The organism is Ketobacter sp., assembly GCF_003671495.1.
In the GTDB taxonomy this organism is placed as follows: domain Bacteria; phylum Pseudomonadota; class Gammaproteobacteria; order Pseudomonadales; family Ketobacteraceae; genus Ketobacter.
In genome coordinates, this window is record NZ_RCHN01000023.1 from 266346 (window position 1) to 284874 (window position 18529).

The 18529-nt window shown below is 56.7% G+C and carries 13 protein-coding genes; 5 read left to right on the plus strand and 8 right to left on the minus strand.

Features of this window, described 5'->3' with window-relative positions; genetic code table 11:
- Positions 1–107: 107 nt before the first annotated feature.
- Entirely contained in the window at positions 108–1718 is a 1611-nt protein-coding gene (locus tag D9N14_RS13105; RefSeq protein WP_290580361.1) for an ABC-F family ATPase, read from the minus strand.
- A 131-nt stretch (positions 1719–1849) separates the two neighbouring features.
- On the opposite strand from D9N14_RS13105, the gene D9N14_RS13110 reads away from it, so the two are divergent.
- Positions 1850–3112, plus strand: coding sequence for a glycosyltransferase (locus D9N14_RS13110; protein ID WP_290580363.1), 1263 nt, complete (start codon positions 1850–1852; stop codon positions 3110–3112).
- Between the two features lie 14 nt (positions 3113–3126).
- Here the strand turns inward: D9N14_RS13110 and D9N14_RS13115 are convergent, their stop codons facing one another.
- Complete coding sequence (locus tag D9N14_RS13115) at positions 3127–5007, minus strand: diguanylate cyclase (RefSeq protein WP_290580365.1); 1881 nt, start codon at positions 5005–5007, stop codon at positions 3127–3129.
- A gap of 219 nt (positions 5008–5226) precedes the next feature.
- On the minus strand, positions 5227–6072 hold the full coding sequence (locus D9N14_RS13120; protein ID WP_290580367.1) for an enoyl-CoA hydratase/isomerase family protein: 846 nt from the start codon (positions 6070–6072) through the stop codon (positions 5227–5229).
- A 233-nt stretch (positions 6073–6305) separates the two neighbouring features.
- On the opposite strand from D9N14_RS13120, the gene D9N14_RS13125 reads away from it, so the two are divergent.
- Positions 6306–6890, plus strand: a complete 585-nt coding sequence (locus D9N14_RS13125) for a TetR/AcrR family transcriptional regulator (protein ID WP_290580369.1) — start codon at positions 6306–6308, stop codon at positions 6888–6890.
- Here the strand turns inward: D9N14_RS13125 and D9N14_RS13130 are convergent.
- On the minus strand, positions 6880–9138 hold the full coding sequence (locus D9N14_RS13130; RefSeq protein ID WP_290580371.1) for a molybdopterin-dependent oxidoreductase: 2259 nt from the start codon (positions 9136–9138) through the stop codon (positions 6880–6882). The two genes, D9N14_RS13125 and D9N14_RS13130, sit on opposite strands and share 11 nt — an antisense overlap.
- Before the next feature lie 116 nt (positions 9139–9254).
- The gene (locus D9N14_RS13135; RefSeq protein WP_411267941.1) at positions 9255–10136 is read right to left on the minus strand and encodes an AraC family transcriptional regulator N-terminal domain-containing protein; all 882 of its coding nucleotides are present in this window, start codon (positions 10134–10136) and stop codon (positions 9255–9257) included.
- Between the two features lie 216 nt (positions 10137–10352).
- Here D9N14_RS13135 and D9N14_RS13140 point away from each other — a divergent pair, with 216 nt between their 5' ends.
- Positions 10353–10850, plus strand: coding sequence for a cupin domain-containing protein (locus D9N14_RS13140; RefSeq protein ID WP_290580375.1), 498 nt, complete (start codon positions 10353–10355; stop codon positions 10848–10850).
- 124 nt (positions 10851–10974) lie between these two features.
- Positions 10975–11934, plus strand: coding sequence for an alpha/beta hydrolase (locus D9N14_RS13145; RefSeq protein WP_290580377.1), 960 nt, complete (start codon positions 10975–10977; stop codon positions 11932–11934).
- A 22-nt stretch (positions 11935–11956) separates the two neighbouring features.
- Here the strand turns inward: D9N14_RS13145 and D9N14_RS13150 are convergent, their stop codons facing one another.
- From D9N14_RS13150 to D9N14_RS13160, 3 genes are read right to left on the minus strand one after another with little or no spacing between them, the layout of a single operon-like run.
- On the minus strand, positions 11957–15070 hold the full coding sequence (locus D9N14_RS13150) for an efflux RND transporter permease subunit (RefSeq protein WP_290580379.1): 3114 nt from the start codon (positions 15068–15070) through the stop codon (positions 11957–11959).
- Positions 15058–16233 carry an efflux RND transporter periplasmic adaptor subunit gene (locus D9N14_RS13155; RefSeq protein ID WP_290580381.1) on the minus strand — a complete coding sequence of 392 codons (1176 nt, stop codon included), beginning with the start codon at positions 16231–16233 and terminating at the stop codon, positions 15058–15060. The genes D9N14_RS13150 and D9N14_RS13155 overlap by 13 nt, the downstream gene beginning before the upstream one ends.
- A 27-nt stretch (positions 16234–16260) precedes the next feature.
- Entirely contained in the window at positions 16261–17334 is a 1074-nt protein-coding gene (locus tag D9N14_RS13160) for a calcium/sodium antiporter (protein ID WP_290580383.1), read from the minus strand.
- 256 nt (positions 17335–17590) lie between these two features.
- Here D9N14_RS13160 and D9N14_RS13165 point away from each other — a divergent pair, with 256 nt between their 5' ends.
- Positions 17591–18370 carry an SDR family NAD(P)-dependent oxidoreductase gene (locus D9N14_RS13165; RefSeq protein WP_290580385.1) on the plus strand — a complete coding sequence of 260 codons (780 nt, stop codon included), beginning with the start codon at positions 17591–17593 and terminating at the stop codon, positions 18368–18370.
- Positions 18371–18529 lie beyond the last annotated feature (159 nt).

The following is an 18529-nucleotide window of genomic DNA, read 5'->3' on the forward strand; positions in this document are numbered from 1 at the left end:
GTGGATTTGCCCTGTTTCAGCTGCTTTCAAACCGGGTTCAATTTGGATGAATGGGCGCTGCCAGAGGCCATCAGCGCCATTGAAGGTCCACAAGCCGGGTGTAAGCTTCAGCCCGGCTTGACCACCTCATAGATACCCTGGCTGCGCAGATATTCTTCATAGCTGCCGCTGAAATCGGTGATGGTATCCTGTTGCATATCGATGATGCGGGTGGCCACCGAGGAGACAAATTCACGGTCATGGCTGACGAAAATCAGGGTGCCGGGGTAGTTTTCCAGCGCCAGGTTCAGCGCTTCAATGGATTCCATGTCCAGGTGGTTGGTGGGTTCGTCCATGATCAGAATATTGGGGCGCTGCAACATCAGCTTGCCGAACAGCATGCGCCCCTGTTCACCACCGGACAGACTTTTGACCTTCTTGCCAATATCGTCCTGGGAGAACAGCATGCGGCCCAGCGTACCGCGAATCAGTTGCTCATCGCCCCGCTCCGGCTTCCACTGCATCATCCATTGGAACAGCGTGAGATCCTGCTCGAAATCGTCACCGTGATCCTGGCTGTAATAGCCAATATCGACGTTCTCACTCCATTTTACCGTGCCGGATTGCGGAGGCAGCTCACCCATCAGCGTGCGGACCAGCGTGGTTTTACCGATACCGTTGGGGCCGATAATGGCGACCCGCTCACCCACTTCCACCATCATGCTGAAGCGTTTGATCAGAATATTGTTGCCAAAGCCCTGGGTCAGCTCCATCAGCTCCAGCGCCAGTCGGTGTAATTTCTTGGCCTGATCAAAGCGGATAAAAGGGCTGACCCGACTGGAGGGTTTGATTTCGGTTAGCTCGATTTTTTCGATCTGTTTGGCGCGGGAGGTGGCCTGTTTGGCCTTGGACGCATTCGCAGAAAAGCGGCTGACGAAGGTTTGCAGCTCGGCAATCTTGGCCAGTTTCTTTTCGTTATCGGACTGCATCTGTTCCCGCGCCATGGTAATCGCAGTCATGAAATCATCGTAGTTGCCGGGATAGATTTTCAGTTCACCGTAATCCAGATCCGCCATATGGGTGCACACGCTGTTCAAGAAATGACGGTCGTGGGAAATGATGATCATGGTGCTGGTGCGCTGCTTGAGTAACTCCTCCAGCCAGCGAATGGTGTTGATATCCAGGTGGTTGGTGGGTTCGTCGAGCAACAGGATATCGGGATCGGAAAACAGGGCTTGGGCCAGCAACACCCGCAATTTCCAGCCGGGCGCCACTTCGCTCATGGGGCCAAAATGCTGTGACAGCGGAATCCCCAGGCCCAGCAGCAATTCACCGGCACGGGATTCGGCGGTATAGCCATCCAGCTCGCCAAACTCCACTTCCAGCTCCGCCACGCGGATACCTTCTTCCTCGGTCATGTCTGCCAGGGAATAAATGCGATCCCGCTCCTGCTTGATTTGCCACAGCTCGGTGTGGCCCATGATCACCGTGTCGATGACACTGAACTCTTCATAGGCAAACTGATCCTGACGCAGCCGGCCCAGGCGCTCATTGGCGTCGATGGCGACATTGCCGGCGCTGGGCTCCAGCTCACCGCCCAGAATTTTCATAAAGGTCGATTTGCCGCACCCGTTAGCGCCGATCAGGCCATAGCGATTGCCATTGCCGAACTTAACAGATACGTTTTCAAACAAGGGCTTAGCGGCGAACTGCATGGTGATATTGGCGGTGGTGATCACGCGGGCGACCTACTGCAACAGGGGGAAAGGGCGGTGACTATAGCAAAAGTAGTGGCTGGGAACCATCGGTCAGTTTTGAGTGCTAATCAACAGGCTGTATGATGTAGCCCCGTTTTACTCTGACCTGAATTATGTCCGTATCTCCTGTATTGCTTGTCATCGGCTATGTCTGGCCGGAACCCGCATCCTCGGCGGCGGGCAGCCGCCTGCTGCAGCTGATCCGAGCCTTTCAGCAGGATGGTTATCGCGTGGTGTATGGCTCGCCGGCGGAGGCCAGTCCCCATGCCACTGACCTGGCAGCGCTGGATATCGAGGCCGTGGCACTGGCGCTGAACTGCGCTTCGTTTGACGGATTCGTCCGTGACCTGAACCCGGATGTGGTGATGTTCGACCGCTTTATGATGGAAGAACAATTCGGCTGGCGCGTTGAAGAGCACTGTCCGGGGGCGTTGCGGGTGCTGGACACCGAAGATCTTCATAGTCTGCGCCATGCCCGTGCTGCCCAGCTGAAACGGCAGCCATCCCGCTTGCCGCTTGTTCCAGACATAGAATTCCGTCACAGCGAACTGGCCCTGCGCGAGGTGGCCGCCATACTGCGCTGCGATCTGTCGCTGATGATTTCCACCGTCGAAATTGATTATCTGACGCGCTTTTTTCAGGTGCCGACGACTCAGTTACTCTATGTGCCGTTTATGGAAGAGAGAACGGATGCGCCAAGCACACTGCCGTTTGCACAACGGGCGCATTTCATTTCCATCGGTAATTTCCGCCACGATCCCAACTGGGACGCGGTGCGTTATTTGAAAGAGACTGTGTGGCCATTGATCCGGCAGCAACTGCCGCAGGCCGAGCTGCATATTTACGGCGCCTACCCACCCAAAAAAGCCACCCAGCTGCACAACGAGCGCAGTGGTTTTCTGGTGAAAGGCTGGGCCCCCGACGCGCACAGGGTCGTGGGGCAGGCACGGGTGATGCTGGCCCCGCTGCGCTTTGGTGCCGGTCTCAAAGGCAAACTGATTGATGCTGCCCGCAATGGCACACCGGCCGTCACCACCAGCATCGGTGCCGAAGGCATGTACGCTGATGACGCCGCGCCCTGTGCGCTGGTGGCCGATAAGCCCGAGGCGTTTGCGTTGGCTGCAGTCGGTGTGTATCAGAATGAGGATCAGTGGCTGACCCTGCACCACAATGGCTTACGGTTACTGGAACAGCGCTATGCATTTGCCGATCACGCGGCGCGTTTGAAGCAGCGGATTACCCGGTTAAGGGATGCGTTGGATGAACACCGGCAGGCGCACTTTTACGGCCAAATGTTGCGTCACCACCGTTTGAAGAGCACGCGCTATATGGCGCAGTGGATTGAAGTTAAAAATCGGTTAAAAGCGGGGCACTAAACCGCTGATGCCGTTCAGGTTGGCGCAATAAACTCAATACGGTTTCGGCCCTTTTCCTTGGCTTGATAGAGCAGTGAATCCGCTGCTTGCAGCAGCGCTTCATGCCCATCCCGTGCAGCAGGAACGGTAGACGCAACTCCGATACTGACCGTCATTGTTACCGGATGGACAGATGCATCCACCTGCAGCTGCCTGAACGCCGTCAGGATATTCTGTGCCACCGCGACGGCACTTTGCAGGTCGGTATTGGGTAAGACCGCCACAAACTCTTCACCGCCGTAACGTGCTGCCGTATCCCCCGGGCGTCTGATGTTCGCTTTGAACAATATGGCGGCCTCTATCAGGCAACGGTCTCCGAATGGATGGCCATGGCGGTCGTTCAGGATCTTGAAGTGGTCGATATCGAACAACAGTACTGAGATCGCGGTTTGGTCACGATAGGCGCGTAAAAATTCTGCTTGAAACCGTTCGTTGAAGTAGCGTCGGTTTCGAAGCTGTGTGAGTTCATCTGTGGTAGACAAACGTTGCAATTTTTCATTGGCTGCTTCCAGCGCCTGGGTGCGTTCACGCACTTTTCTGTCGAGATCCGCGTTCACTTCAATTTGTACCTGCAGGAGTTCTTCTTTGGCTGCAGTCGATGCTTGTTGTGCAGTTTCCTTCTGCATACTGAGCACCCGGATACGATCGGCAATGGCGGCCGAGAGCAACAGTGCCTCAATGGCAGAGCCTATTTGCCAGGCGTGTTCGGTCAGTGGTGTTACCGGCATCAAGCGCCATCCGATCAGAGCATAGGCCAGACCGCCGGTGATCGTGGTGACCCAGCCCGCCAGAAACAATTTCGAACCGGGTTCTTTGATCGCCACGCTTTTCAGGCAGCACAGGAGCATCATGACCGCCATCAGGCTGGCCGATAAAGTGGAGATAGTGGATGCGTAGTAAAAAGGCACCCAAAAGGGCAGCGTAGCCACCACCGCAAGAATGCATTGTGTCACGCTCAGGAAGAATGCCAGCCGAGCCGAATGAACCTTGATATTCAGGAAGCGCTTGCTGAATTCCCCGATTGCGATAAGCGCCACATTCAAGAACACCAATATTCCTTCGCGCTGCCAGAAAACACTGTGTAAGCCCAGGAATTCATCGGCGATGCCATTGACGCAGATAAAGGTCATGAAATGATGCAAGACGATGACCGCCAGGTAATAGTAGTACACTTTTTGCCGTAACCAGGCGGCCAAAAACAGGCTGAATACGAAAATGGATGCAATGATTCCGTAGTAGTATCCAAGCAGACGCTGGTCTTTTCGTTCGTTGAGCACCGCCGCTTCGTCAGACAATAAAATCAGATGCGCATAGAATAGGTTCCCGCTGGTCACCCGTAAAAAGTAGTCCCGCGCCTCATGAGGGTTGAGCTCCACCGGGAACGTTGCATGGCGGGAAGGAAAGCCCTGCTCGGTTTTCCCATAGAGGCGACCACCGCGTTGGTGTGAAATGAATTGACCGTTCCGGAATGAATAAAAATCGATTTCATCCATCATCGAATGCGCATAGCGCAAGTACCATTGAAGCCGCTCTGGAGTGGAATTCGATAAGGAGAAATGCAGCCAGTACGCCGATTGTGATTGGCCAAAGTTGGGGATGGTGTCCTGGCTCGGGATGTATTCATCCAGTCGTGCTCGGGCGTCGTCGAGGGTGAATTCACCGCTGGGGTCTTCGAGAATGCCGATGTATCCCCCCAGTTCATAGTGGTCGGCGACACCAACCGAAATCACCTCATCATGCTGAACTGTGGCGATCGCTGAGGTGATCGCTGTAGCGCACCAGAGTAAACCAAGAATGAGTCCGAACCGGTACGGCGTGCGCCGGACAATGTTCAGCAGGTGTGTCCATGAAATCACGAATTCGGCCTGGAATTATCAGTTTTAACAATAATTTATGTGCGGTCTGTGATATCGGGCGGAGTCAAAAACGTGGCCCCCTCCCTTGTAGAATAGACGATTGTTTGGCTTTGCGAGGAACGGGCGGTCTTAGGGGGTTTAAAATAATGGGTCAGTGGCGCAATCGCGGGCTGAGCCCAATGCAGCTCAGCCTGAGGGGGTGGCGTAGTACCTGACGACTTACAACAGTCTTCCCCAAAGCGGTCTCAAGGCCCAGAGAGAATAGAATACAGCCGCAGGTGCGTGCTTCTTTTTCTTCCACAAGAACTGGCCTTGGCCGCGCAGGAAATCCGCTCCCAGAAAAGCATCTGCCAACGCCGCAGATTCCCTCGCATTGGCGGCTCTGAGTTCCTCCAGTTGGCTGTCTTTGAGAAACTTTTTGGTCTCACCCGAGGCAATCCAGTGTTGCGCGATCTCATGCGCTTTATCCATTAGCTGCTCGTCGGGTACAACCCATTGCACCAATCCGGCGTCCAGCGCTTCTGCCGCCGTGGGTTTCCAGCCTTCCTCACCCAGCATGCGTTCGGCATTAACGTCCCCCATAAGGCGGGGAAATTGCACGGTGGAACAGCCTTCCGGTGTGATACCCAGCGCTTTAAACGGTGTGGAAAAGGTGGCCTGAGTCGCAGCGATGATGCCCTGGCACAGCGCTGCCGAGGTCACACTGGCACCCAGGGCTGGGCCATTCACTGCCGCCAGGATAGGCTTGGTACAATCCAGGAAGGTTGCAAACAGCGCCTGGTTGGCCTCGACGATCATTTGATGGAGTGTCTTTGGGTGCATGACTTGTACGGTGCCGGCCAAATTGGCACCCGCCGAATAGTATTTGCCCGAGCCGGTGAAAATAATGACTTTAATGATGTCAGCCTGACAGGCTTTTTCAAAGGCTTCCTTGAAGGCTGACATCATTTCCTGAGTCCAGCCATTTAACTTGTCAGGCCGGTTCATTTGTACGGTGACGACGCCATCCTTGACGAACGTTGCCACCTGTTGTGCTGAAGCAGGGCTTAAGTTGAGCTCGTTCAACATTGTCACCTTGTGGGTTCGTTTGATTGATATTCAGAGCTGCCTACTATAAGCATTGTGACTCCTGAACGGAAGTGACGGTGGCCAAGGTAATAGGCCAGACTGCGACCGTGGGGAAGCTCATTGGAGAACCCGTTAAGCCATATAACGCATGTTATAATGTCGTGCTATGCGCGCTATAATGCACGTTAGCTTTAATGAACAATGGCGTTAATGAAGTAGAGAGACTATTCATGGCACGAACCAATCCCGAAGCCAGGCTCAGGCTGGTGGCCACTGCTGCGGACATGTTACGTCGTCGCGGGATGAATGCGACCAGTATTCGAGAGTTGGCGAAAGCAGCCAAAGCGCCACTGGGTTCAACGTATCACTACTTTCCCGATGGGAAGAAGCAGGTCATCACCGAAGCCATTCAATTTGCCGGCGACAAGATCTCCGGCATGTTGCAAAAAGCCCTGAGTCATGGCGCGGTAACCGGCGTGGAATCATTCCTTCAGGTTTGGCGGGATGTAATCGAATCGACGCACTTCAATGCCGGTTGCCCGGTGGTTGCGGCTGCCATGGAAGAAGCCACCAATGAGGATGTGGAAGCCGCCCATGTGGTGGCTGCCGCGGTTTTTAACCAGTGGCGGGAGTTGCTGGGTGATGCCCTGGTGAATGAAGGCATTGAACAGGCGCGGGCTGGCGCCCTGGCCACCATGATCATTGCATCAACCGAAGGGGCGTTGGCAATGTGCCGGGCGACCAAAGACATAGAACCCTTTGATCAGGTGACCGGGCAACTGCATTTCTTGTTGGATGCGGCGCTCACGCACTGAGCTTTTCAATATTGACCGGGATCGTCTTGTGTAATGGGGTCCGATGAATCGGGTCACAGTGATCCAGCCCGGTAATCAGGTTAATCACAGGACCGTTCACCTTGCCATTTTGATAATCGGAGCCGTACCCATGGGGCATCATGAGGTAGCCGGTTCTTACGGAATCATCGATTTCGATTACCGCCTCGATGGTGCCGGTCTCCGACTGGCATTTAACACGATCACCTTTTGCAAGGTCCAATCGTTCAGCGTCTGCAGGGTGCATGCGCATAAAGCCATTGGGATCGATCTTGCGCCATTTGGGATCGCGATAAATCTGATTGGCGTTATAACTTCTGCGCTCCCCTGCGGAGAGAATGAAGGGGTATTGTTCACTGGTCAGATCATCGATGGACAGCTTGTCCATAGCATCCAGCAGCTCAGGGATTGCCAGGGTAATTTTACGCTGGGGATTTTTCACCAGCCGCCATACGTCATCATACCTATGCTCGGAGAAGATCAGACCCGAGCGGGCTTTCAGAATGGCGTTGAATAAATTAACACCTTGGGTCAGTTTGTTGCCATCATGACCCGCACGCCGCACCGCATCAGGATATTTCTGTGCCAGGCTGATCGAAAGCGGCAGCAACAGCGTGATCGCTGCTGCGTTGTTCTCCAGTGTTGGGCCCAGGGTGCGATACAAAATAGACGCACCATACCGTATCAGCTTCTTGTTCGCCGCAAAGGTGGCGGCTAGGGCCGCGATAAAGCCGGCATGGCTGCTGAAGTCAGGTTCGTACTTTGCAATGCGGCTTAATACGGGGAAGCTTTTTGGCAGCTCACCCATTTTTTCCAGCAACCGGGTGTAGATTTCCGCCTCAATGAGCGTTTCACCTTTAGCGGGGAACAGCGGATGTCGCACCTGGAATCCATTTTTGGGGAATTCCATGTTAAAGCCGGTGAACTCCCACTTTTCAAACTGGGAAGCCGCCGGTAACACATAATCCGCTAACCGGGCAGTCTCGGTCATGGCCACATCAATGACAACCAGTAGCTCCAATGATTCAAAGGCTTGTTTATGCGCCGTTGCATCCGGCCAGGTCAGCGCCGGGTTACAGCTGTCCACAATCATGGCCCGAATCCGACGCTCACCGGCTTTGAGAATTTCGTCCGGCAAAATATTGGGAGGCAGAATACCGGATACCGCAAACATGTTGTGATACACCGTGCGTTTGAACTTGGGGTTGCGTTCATCCGTATGACTGAGAATGGGGATCAGTGAATCGTGTAGGTTGTTGCCGCCTTTCTTTCCGAATTGACCGGTGATCAGGAAGAACAACTTTTCAAAATAGCTGTTCAATGTGGAGTGATTGGAATGCTGTATACCCAGATCGGCGCGGACGCAGGCTGATTCAGCCTGGGCAAAGCCCCGCGCTACTTTCAAGGCATCCTCCATCGGCACATCCGCGGCGGCAATGTACTCTTTTATGGGCACATTCATCAGCATGGTCTTGACCGCGTCAAACCCGGTGCAATGTGCTTTGAGAAAGGCTTCGTCGTGCAAATTCTCCCGCACAATGATTGCCAGCATGGCACTTAACAGATACACATCCGTACCGGGTTTGAGCTGCAGATGAATATCGGCGGCCTTGGCCGTTTCCGTGCGCCGTGGATCAATCACCACCATGGTACGCCTGGGATCTTTCCTGATTTCTTTCAAAGTGTCCCGGGCATTGGGAATGCCGTGGGATTGGTAGGGGTTACAGCCCAGGAAGATGATGAAATCAGAATGCTCAATGTCTTCAGCGGTATGACATTCCTGGCTACCGAACAGACGGCCATTCACCCAAAAGTCGCCGGTTTTTTCTTGCCCCAGCGAGTTGTAGTTGTAATAGCTCTTCATGGCGGCCCGCATTTGACCCAGATAGGCACCGCCCAGGTGATTGCCCTGGCCACCACCACCCGCGGTGGCAAACGCTTCGCCACCATATTGCTTGCGGATGCTCAACAGGCGCCTGGCAATATCGTCCAACGCTTCATCCCAGCTTACTCGTGCAAAGCTGCCGTCGGCCTGCTTCTTCAGGGGATGTTCAATGCGATCTTCATTGTTCTGGTAGTAGTCCAGTCGCGCGGCCTTTTGACAGATATACCCTTGCGATAAGGGATGATCCTTGTCGCCCCGAATCTTGGTGAACTTCCCATCTTCAATATCGACCAGCAGTCCACAATTTCGTGAGCAAAGAATGCAAGCGGTCTTTTCGGTTCGCATGGTGGTCTCCGTGTTGTATTCAGTTCCGTTAATGCCGGGTTCTGATCGTTGGATTATAGTATAACGAGTGTTATAGTCAATGGCTGAGACGAGCACGGGGAGCAGTGCCTGCTGGATTATTGGGGTTGGTTATAGGTGCGTTGGCGTAGACCTTCGATGTCTCTCTTGGGCGGTGCCCCGAACAAGCGGCTGTATTCCCGGCTGAATTGGGAGGGGCTTTCATACCCAACCCGGAACGCGGCGCTGGCCGCATCCATATGCTCGTTCAACATCAATCGCTTAGCTTCATTGAGTCGCAGCCATTTCTGATATTTCAGCGGGCTCATGGACGTCAGTTGGCGAAAGTGATGGTGGAAGGTGGGGGCGCTCATCTGCACCAGTGCAGCGAGTTCCTCGATGCGTAGGGGGGACGCGTAATTGAGCTTGAGCCAGTCGATGGCTTTGGCGATGCGATGACTTTGCCCGTCAACGGAGGCAATCTGGCGCAATAGCCCGGCCTGATCACTCAATAGCAGCCGGTAATGCCGCTCTTTCTTGATCAGGGGCGACAGCACCTCAATGGCCGCGGGCTCGTCCAGCAGGTCCAGCAGGCGCTTGAATGGCTCCATGATGGCCGGGGTCATGGTGCCCAGCCCCACACTGATCCCACCCGATTTGTGTCGCTGGTGGGGTAAACCACCCTGGGCGATCAGTTCGGCAATCATGCGCATATCGAGCTTCAGCACCAGTCCCAGGCAGGGGGTGTCGGCGCTGGCCTCCACCACCTGTGAGCTGGCCGGCAGATCCAGTGAGGTGATGAGAAAGTTCGATGGGTGGTAAGGAAAGGCTTCACCACCGATCAGCATCTGTTTTGTGCCCTGCACCACCAGCACCACACTGGGTTCGATCAGGCAGAAATCCGGCGCGGTGGGCTCCTCCCGCCGGAAAAACAACAGGTCTGGAATCGGCGTGGGCCAGTCCGCAGTGTGGTGGACCCGGTGGGCGATGACGCTGGCCATGGCCCGCTGGTAGGGCAGTAGCTGGGTGCTGGAACTCATCTGGATCGATACCTCCTCAGAATGAACTGTATCCCCTGGGCCGCCCGCTTTCCACCCAAAGTCAGGACTGCAATAGGATCAGGCAAGAAATCCAGTGGAATGCTCTAACGATCTTCTGCATCAGGGTCGACAATGATCCTGTGAGCATTGGGAACAGGCATGAACAAGGGAGGAGACATGAACAAGATTGTAAACAGCATCAAGGCCCTGGCGGCGCTGCTCAGCGGTGGCATGGGGTCCACCCTGTCGGCACAAGTGCACTACCCAGAAGGCAGCCAACAGGTTTTCAAGGGGCCGGAGCAGTACTTCAGCGGTGACGTGCAGGTGAAAATGGTTTTTCCGGAGAACCCGAGCGCCCATTACTCCGGCGCCTTGGTCACCTTTCAGCCCGGGGCCAGAACGGCGTGGCATCAGCATCCCGCCGGGCAGCACATGGTTGTGATCTCCGGTACGGCCCTCACCGGAACGCGGGATGGCAAGGTGATCCGCTTTGAGCCCGGGGAGGCGGTTTGGTGCCCGCCCGACCTGGACCACTGGCATGGCGCAACCCAGGACCAGGCGATGCAGCACCTGGTGATCACGGGCAGCAAAAACGGACAGAATGTCATCTGGAAGGAAAAAGTCAGTGCGGCGGTGGTTGGCAATGATTCAGCAATGAGGAACCAGGATGAATAACGACAGTGAACAAACTCTTCCGGGCGGGCCGGGTATTGACCGCCGCCATTTATTGAAACTTGCTGGAGGACTTACGGCTATGACGATGGCATCAACAGCGGCGTCTGCATTTTCGCAGACGTCTATGACCCTCACCCAAGAGTGGGATAAAACCTTTCCCAAGAGCAATAAGGTGGATCACAAAAAGGTGACCTTCACCAATCGCTATGGGATCACCCTGGCAGCGGATCTGTACCAACCAAAACAGAGCAGTGGCAAGCTGGCGGCGCTGGCCATCAGCGGACCTTTCGGCGCGGTGAAGGAACAGGCCTCCGGGTTGTACGCGCAAACCCTGGTAGAACGGGGCTTTATCACCCTGGCGTTCGATCCCTCTTATACCGGGGAGAGCGGTGGTGAACCGCGTCATGTGGCATCGCCGGACATCAACACAGAAGACTTCAGCGCCGCAGTGGATTTTCTCGGCCTGCAAGCCAATGTGGATCGGGAACAGATCGGGATCGTCGGGATTTGCGGATTCGGTGGCATGGCGCTGAATGCCGCTGCGGTCGACAAGCGCATCAAAGCGGTGGTGGCCACAACCATGTACGATATGAGCCGGGTGATGTCCAAAGGCTATAACGACAGCATGACATTGGCAGAGCGCAGCCAGGCGCTGGAGCAATTGAGCCGGCAGCGTTGGTCCGATGCGGAAAACGGTCAGCCGGCACTGGGCCCCGTATCCCTGGAGTTGAAAGGGGGGGAGCCGCAGTTTGTGGTGGAATACGCAGGCTACTACAAATCGAAGCAGCGGGGTTTTCATCCCCGTGCGATCAACTCCAACAGCGCCTGGACGCTTACCAGTCCGTTGTCGTTCATGAACATGCCGCTGCTGTCCTACATTGAAGAATTATCACCCCGCCCCATCTTGTTGGTTCACGGCGAAAAAGCCCATTCCCGCTATTTCAGTGAAACCGCGTACGCGGCAGCGTCAGAACCGAAAGAGCTGATGATCATTGAAGGCGCCAACCATGTGGATCTTTACGACCAGATGGACAAGATTCCCTTCGACAGGATTACCAGCTTTTTCCAGGATAATCTGGCTTGAAGTAGGTCGTCGTCAGAGTCCACTAAGACGGGCTGTGAGCACTGCCCGGTTCCGGTTCAGTGGCGGGGGCGGATGTGCTTTGACGTTCCACGTCCGCCAGAATCCGGTACAGGCAGGGCACCAGCAGCAGGCTGATGGTGCTGGCGAACAGGGTGCCAAAGCCCAGGGACACGGCCATGGGAATCATGAACTTGGCCTGCAGGCTGCGTTCGAAGATCATGGGCAGCACGCCCACCAAGGTGGTCAGTGAGATCAGGATCACCGCCCGCGCTTTTTTCACCCCGGCCTGTCGGATAGCCTGCAACAGTGGCACACCCGAGCGGCGCGCATCGTTGATGAAATCAATCAGCACCAGGTTGTCGTTCACCACAATACCGCTCACGGCCATCATGCCGATCAGGGACCACAGGGTAAGCTCCATCCCCATCAGCAGATGGCCTGCCAGGGCGCCGATCAGGCCAAAAGGAATGGCAATCATCACGATCAGGGGTTGGCTGTAAGAGCGGAACTGAAACGCCATCAGCGTGTACATGCCCATCAGTGCCAACAGATAGGCGTCGGAAATGTACTCCATGAATTCCTGTCGGTCTTTTTGCGCGCCGGCCACATTCCAGTGAATGTCGGTGTAGTGGTCCGGCAGCAAATCGAGAAAGGAAGGTTGCAACACCGTCATCACCTTGCCCACCGAGGTGGCGTTGTCGTCCACGTTGGCTGACACTCTGATCACGCGGCGGCGATGATTGTGCACGATGTCGGCGGCACCGGCTTCGAAATGAATGTCTGCCACCGCTGACAGGGGCACTGATCCGCCGCTGGGCAACCTCAGGTTCATGTTTTCCAGGCTCCACAAGGAGCTGCGGTCCTGATCGGAATAGCGCAGGATCACCGCCACATCGCCGCCGTTGCGGCTGATGCTCTGCAGGTTGATGCCGTGATAGGCCTGGCGGACCTGAACGGCCACCATCTCGGTGGTCAGGCCCAGGTTGGAAGCGGTGGGTTTCAAGGTGATGGCCAGTTCCTGGCGGGCACTTTGTGCAGAGTCCCGAATGTTGTAAAGGCCATCAAATTCCAGCAGCCTGGCCTTGAGTGCAGCGGCTGCGTTTTTCAGTTCCTGGTCATCCTCGCCGGACAACTCCAGGTCGATGATGGTACCGGCTGCCGTCAGCGTGTATTTGAATTCCAGATCCACCATATCCGCGACCGTGCCGGTCAGGCGACGCCAGTCATCCACAATTTTCTGGCCGGAAAAGTGCCGGTTTTCACTGGGCAGGAATTCCACCACCACATGGCCGGAACCATCCGGGTTGAAAGCGGTGAACACGCTCAGGATCTGTTGTTCCCCCTGGTCGGTGACAAACTCCCGTTGCAGTGTCATGGCTGCCTGCTGCAGTTGGCGGATGCCGGCATCCTTTACCGACTGTGGCGCATTTTCAGAGAAGCGGATGACGGCGCTGGCGGAATCCCCTTCCACTTCGGAAAACAGGGTCACCTGGATCCAGCCAAATGCCACCAGCCCCACCGCGATCAACCAGATGGCGACGAATGCCGCCACCACGGAATAACGCCAGTGCAAGCACAGTTCCAGAAACGGGGTATAGCGATGTGTCAGAAAATGATCCAGGCGATCCGAAATCCAGCGTTGCAAGGTACCAACAAGAGGCAGGGAATCATAATTGGCCGGGTTAGAGCGGGAGAGGTGCGCCGGCAGGCAGAACGCGGCTTCGATCACCGAGATGGAAAGGGTGCACATGATCACCAGGGGGATCACCTTCATCAGCTGGCCTTCCGGCCCGGGCAGAAACAGCAGCGGCAGAAACGCGCAGAAGGTGGTCAGTACCGACGCCAGCATGGGATAAAACAGATCCTGGGCACCGCGAATGGCCGCTTCTATGCCGCCCATACCCTTGCGGCGCAGGGAAAACACGTGCTCGCCGATGACGATGGCTTCGTCCACCACGATGCCCAGTACCAGGATATAGGCGAACATGGACACCATGTTGAGGGTGACACCGGCGTAGGGCAATAAAATCATCGACCCCAGATAACTGACCGGAACCGCCGTGCTGATCCAGAACGCCACACCGGAGCGCAGGAGCGCCAACAGCACCAGAAACACCAACAGGCCACCCTGCCAGAAATCCTGTATCAGGAATGCCATGCGGCTGTTGTAATAGACGGTGGAATCCTGCCAGATGTCCAGGCTGATCCCCGCCGGCAGCGGGGTTGTGGGGGCGGCGCTGTACTGCTGCAACGCTTTCGAAATATCTTTGATATCCTGATCGCCGGTGCGATACACCGCCAACACAGCGGCAGGTTTGCCGTTGAACTCGTTGCGGGCACCTTCCATGAAACCGTCATTGATGGTGGCCACATCCCCCAGCAGAATCTGGCCACCATCCGGGGTGGCGCGCACCACCAGATCCTCGAACCTGTCCGGTTGATAGTCCCGGCTTTGCAGACGCACCGCCACCGAGCCCTGCTGGGTGTCCAGCACACCGGCCGGTATGTCGCTGCTGTTGCTGTTGATGGCCTGGGCCACCTCGGAAAAACTGAGACCGTAGCGCTGCAGCCGGGTTTCGGACACATCGATGGAAACCTGGTAATCCCGGGAGCCGGACAGCTCCACCTGGGAGATGGTCTCCAGGTCCAACAGTTCGTGCTGGACTTGAGTGGCCAGGCTGCGTAACGAACGTTCGTCCGCGTTGCCGGAGACGATGACGTAGGCCACCATATTGCGAATGGCAAGCTCGGTAATCACCGGCTTGAGGGAATCTTTGGGCAGGGTGTCCAGACCTTCCACCCGGGCTTTGATGTCGTTCAGCAGATCCCGGCTGTCGTAGCGGCTGTTGAGTTCGGCTTTGATGATGCCCATGTGCGGCAGGGCGCGGGAAGATACGGCCACCACGCCTTCCACATCGTGAATGGCGGCTTCGATGGGATTGACGATGGCTTGTTCCACCGACTCGGGGGAGGCCCCGGGATAGCCCACTGACACGGTGATCATGTCCAGCGTCACCGGTGGAATGATTTCACTGCGCACACTCTGCAGCGACAGATAGCCTGCCACCAGAAACACCATCATCAGCAGGTTGGCGGCGACGGGGTTCCGCACAAAGCGTTCGATCAAGGCGTCCATTCAGCCTGATCCTGTGGCAAATCAACCAAGGCGACCGGCAAGCCCTCTGCTGCGTTACTCAGTTGGGTCAGCAAAATGCGTTCGCCTGGGTGAATGCCCTGGGTCACATAGATGGAATGGCGCCCCTGGTACAGAATGGTGAGCGAGCGCCGCTCCAGGCGCCCCCGCTGGTTGACGATCCAAAGTTGTGACCCATTGTGGATGGCAGCGCGGGGCACTTCATACAGCCCGGGCATGAGGCGCCCACTGAGTTCCACCTCCACCAACGTGCCCAGGTGCAACTCCGGTCGTTGCGGTTGTGCGGGGTCCGCTGCAAAGGGATCGTTGACCCGTATATTGACCAGGGTTTGCCGGGTCAGCTCGTCCACCCGGCCTTCGGTGCCGGTGATGTTGCCCTGCCAGTGAAACCGTTTGCTGCCGTCACGCCAGGTGATCCGCGCCGTCGATGGCGGTGTCGCCGGGAGGGAGCCGGTGCTGGGCAGTTCCAATAGCGCCAGCTGTTCATCCAGCAACGCAACCCGGATGTTCACCCGGCTTTCCGCGAACAGTCGGGCCAGTGGCGTGCCGGATTGGACTTGCATGCCCAGCGCTACGTTTTCCACCATCACCCAACCGTCAAAGGGCGCAAAAATACGGGCCTGCTGCTGACGGGTTTGCAAATCCACCACATGTTGATGGGCGGCTGCCTCCAGCAGTTGTGCGCTCTGCTGTGCTGCGGCCATTAGAACACCGGCCGTACCGGCCTGATGGCGACCCGCTGACTCCAGTTCGGTCTGGCGCAGTGTGTGCTCCGCCTTCAACTCATCGGCTCGGGCAAACTGGAGTTCGGTTTCCAATTGCCGGTCACTGAGTTCCACCAGCAGTTGACCCTGACGGAAGCCGCCTCCGGCCACCAGATTAGGTGCGATATAGGTCACGACACCGCGGCTACCCGCCTGCAGGGTCTGTTCCTGAAAGGGCATGACCCAACCCCGCACGGACACCGGGATGCGCAGGTCACGGGGCTGCGCCACCACCACAGACACTGGCGGCAGGTTTGCCTCTACGGAATGCCGTGTGGCTTGCGGGCGCGTAACAAACAATAGGCTGAGCACCATCAGGGCCAGCAGGAGGAAGGCCATAGGCAGCAGGACAGGCAGCAGGTTTTGCAGGGGCTTGCGCATAATGGGGCAGGGCTTGAATCCTGGCCGTTACTCGCCTTCAAAAAAGTACCGTAGCGCCAGGGTCAGCAGGTAAAACCCCACTGCGGGCACCACGATTTTCAACATGATGTTGGAATACGGCTCCAGGATCTGGGCCTGGCTGGCGGACAGCACCACATAGAAGGTGTAGGCGATGAAGAAGAACAGAAACACGGCGCCTTCGCTGCGGCTGATGACATAACCGGTGAAGAAAATCGGCAGGCAGAGCACCGCAACACCCACCATCACCGGAATATCCAGGGCCAACGCACTGGCGGGTACGGGCAATCCTTCCGGTGAGACCGCACCACTGAGCCCCAGTACCGCCATCAGGTTGAACAGGTTGCTGCCCACCACGTTGCCCACTGCAATATCCCGCTCGCCGCGCAGGCTGGCGATAACGGAGGTGGCCACTTCTGGCAACGAAGTACCCGCCGCCACGATGGTCAGACCGATCACCAGCTCGCTCACACCCAGATGTTGTGCTATCAGTACTGCGCCTTTCACCAACAGCTGGGAGCCGATCACCAGCAGCGCCAGGCCACCCAGTATCAGGGCAGGGTCGGTCCAGCGGCTGGGTGGTTTTTGGGGTGTGGCGCCGAACTCCCGTTCGTACTCTGCAATGACCGCAGGATTTTTTTCCTTGCGGCTGTGCAGGATCAGGAACAGGGTGTAACCCAGGGCGCCGGCGAACAGCAGCAGTCCATCCAAATGGCCGATTCGGCCGTCCAATGCCATCAGCCAGACCACGATGGAGACCGCGATCATCAGGGGCACATCCAGGCGAATCAGTTGCTGCGCCACCGCCAGGGGAGCGATGATGGCCGAGATGCCCAGAATGAACAGCACGTTAAAGATATTGCTGCCCACCACGTTACCCAGCGCCAGGTCGGCGGCATTGGACCAGGCGGCCCCCACGCTGACGGCCATTTCGGGGGCGCTGGTGCCAAACGCCACAATGGTAAGACCAATCACCAGCGGAGAAATGCCCACCGCCACGGCCAGGCGCGAGGCGCCTTTCACCAACACATCGGCGCCCACCACCAATAGGACCAGACCGACCGCCAGCATAATCATCATCATGACATTGTCACCAGGAAGGAAACCTGACGATGATTCTAAGGCACCGCCGTTGGCGTGGGCACTGGGTGGGGAAGGAATATATTTTTGCGGCTGGAGAAGGGTGCCCACTTGAATTGCTGAAAGCGTTCTGATAGCGGCACGCGAAGGTGATTGGCCGTATTCAGGGCTTGTCAATAGTCAACCAGACGATGCCTGCCCGGGCCGGTTTTCGAACAATGCTTGAAACTATTGCGGAAACGGCGGAAATAGGTAACCCATGGTGACGACCTCATTGGCAAAGCACACCGCGTTGGTGTTTGGTGGCACGGCGGGCATTGGCCTTGCCTGTGTGAAAGCGTTTGCAGCCGCAGGCGCGGAGCGGATTATGATTGTGGGCCGCAATCCGCAGCGGGGCGAGAAAACTCTGGGTGGGTTGCAGGCAGAATTCAGTGCCACCACCTTTGCATTTTTTGCCGGGGACGCCAGCACCGCCCACGGCGCCGAGGCGGCGGTGGCGGCTTGTGTGGAAGCCTTTGGCGCGGTGGATATTCTGATGAGCACGGCGGGCGGTGATCCGATGCCGGCGATCTATCACACCATTCCTATCGAAGACATTGAAGGCATGGTCAGGGGCTCGTTGTTGTCGGCCATGCTGCCGGCCCGCGCGGTATTGCCGCATATGATGGCACAGAAGCGCGGTGTCATTCTCACCATGGCATCGGATGCCGGCAAGGTGGCCACCCCCGGGGAGGTGGCCATCGGCACGGCCATGGCCGGGGTCATCATGTTTTCGCGGGCGTTGGCGAACGAAGCGAAGCGTTCCGGGGTTCGGGTCAACTGCATCACCCCTTCCATTGTTCGCAACACGCCGTTGTACGACGTGCTGATGGCCGATCCCTTTGCCGCCAAACTGTTCGGTAAGGCCGAGACCATGGCAACGCTGGGTGTGGTGGAGCCCGAGGATCTGGCGGCGTTGGCGGCGTATCTGGCCAGTCCGGCGGCGGCCAAATTGTCCGGCCAGGCCATCAGTCTGAATGGCGGGATTTCGATGGCGTGAACGCCGTTTGCTGAGTGGCTGTTCTCTGCCTGCAACTCACGCCAATCGTGTGAAGTCTGCAAACACCTTTGTAAGGTTTACAAAAAAGCGCTTTCTGCGGCCACCCGTCGGTTTAGTGATTCTTCGTAAGTCTCTGAATGCCTGAGATTTATAAGATCT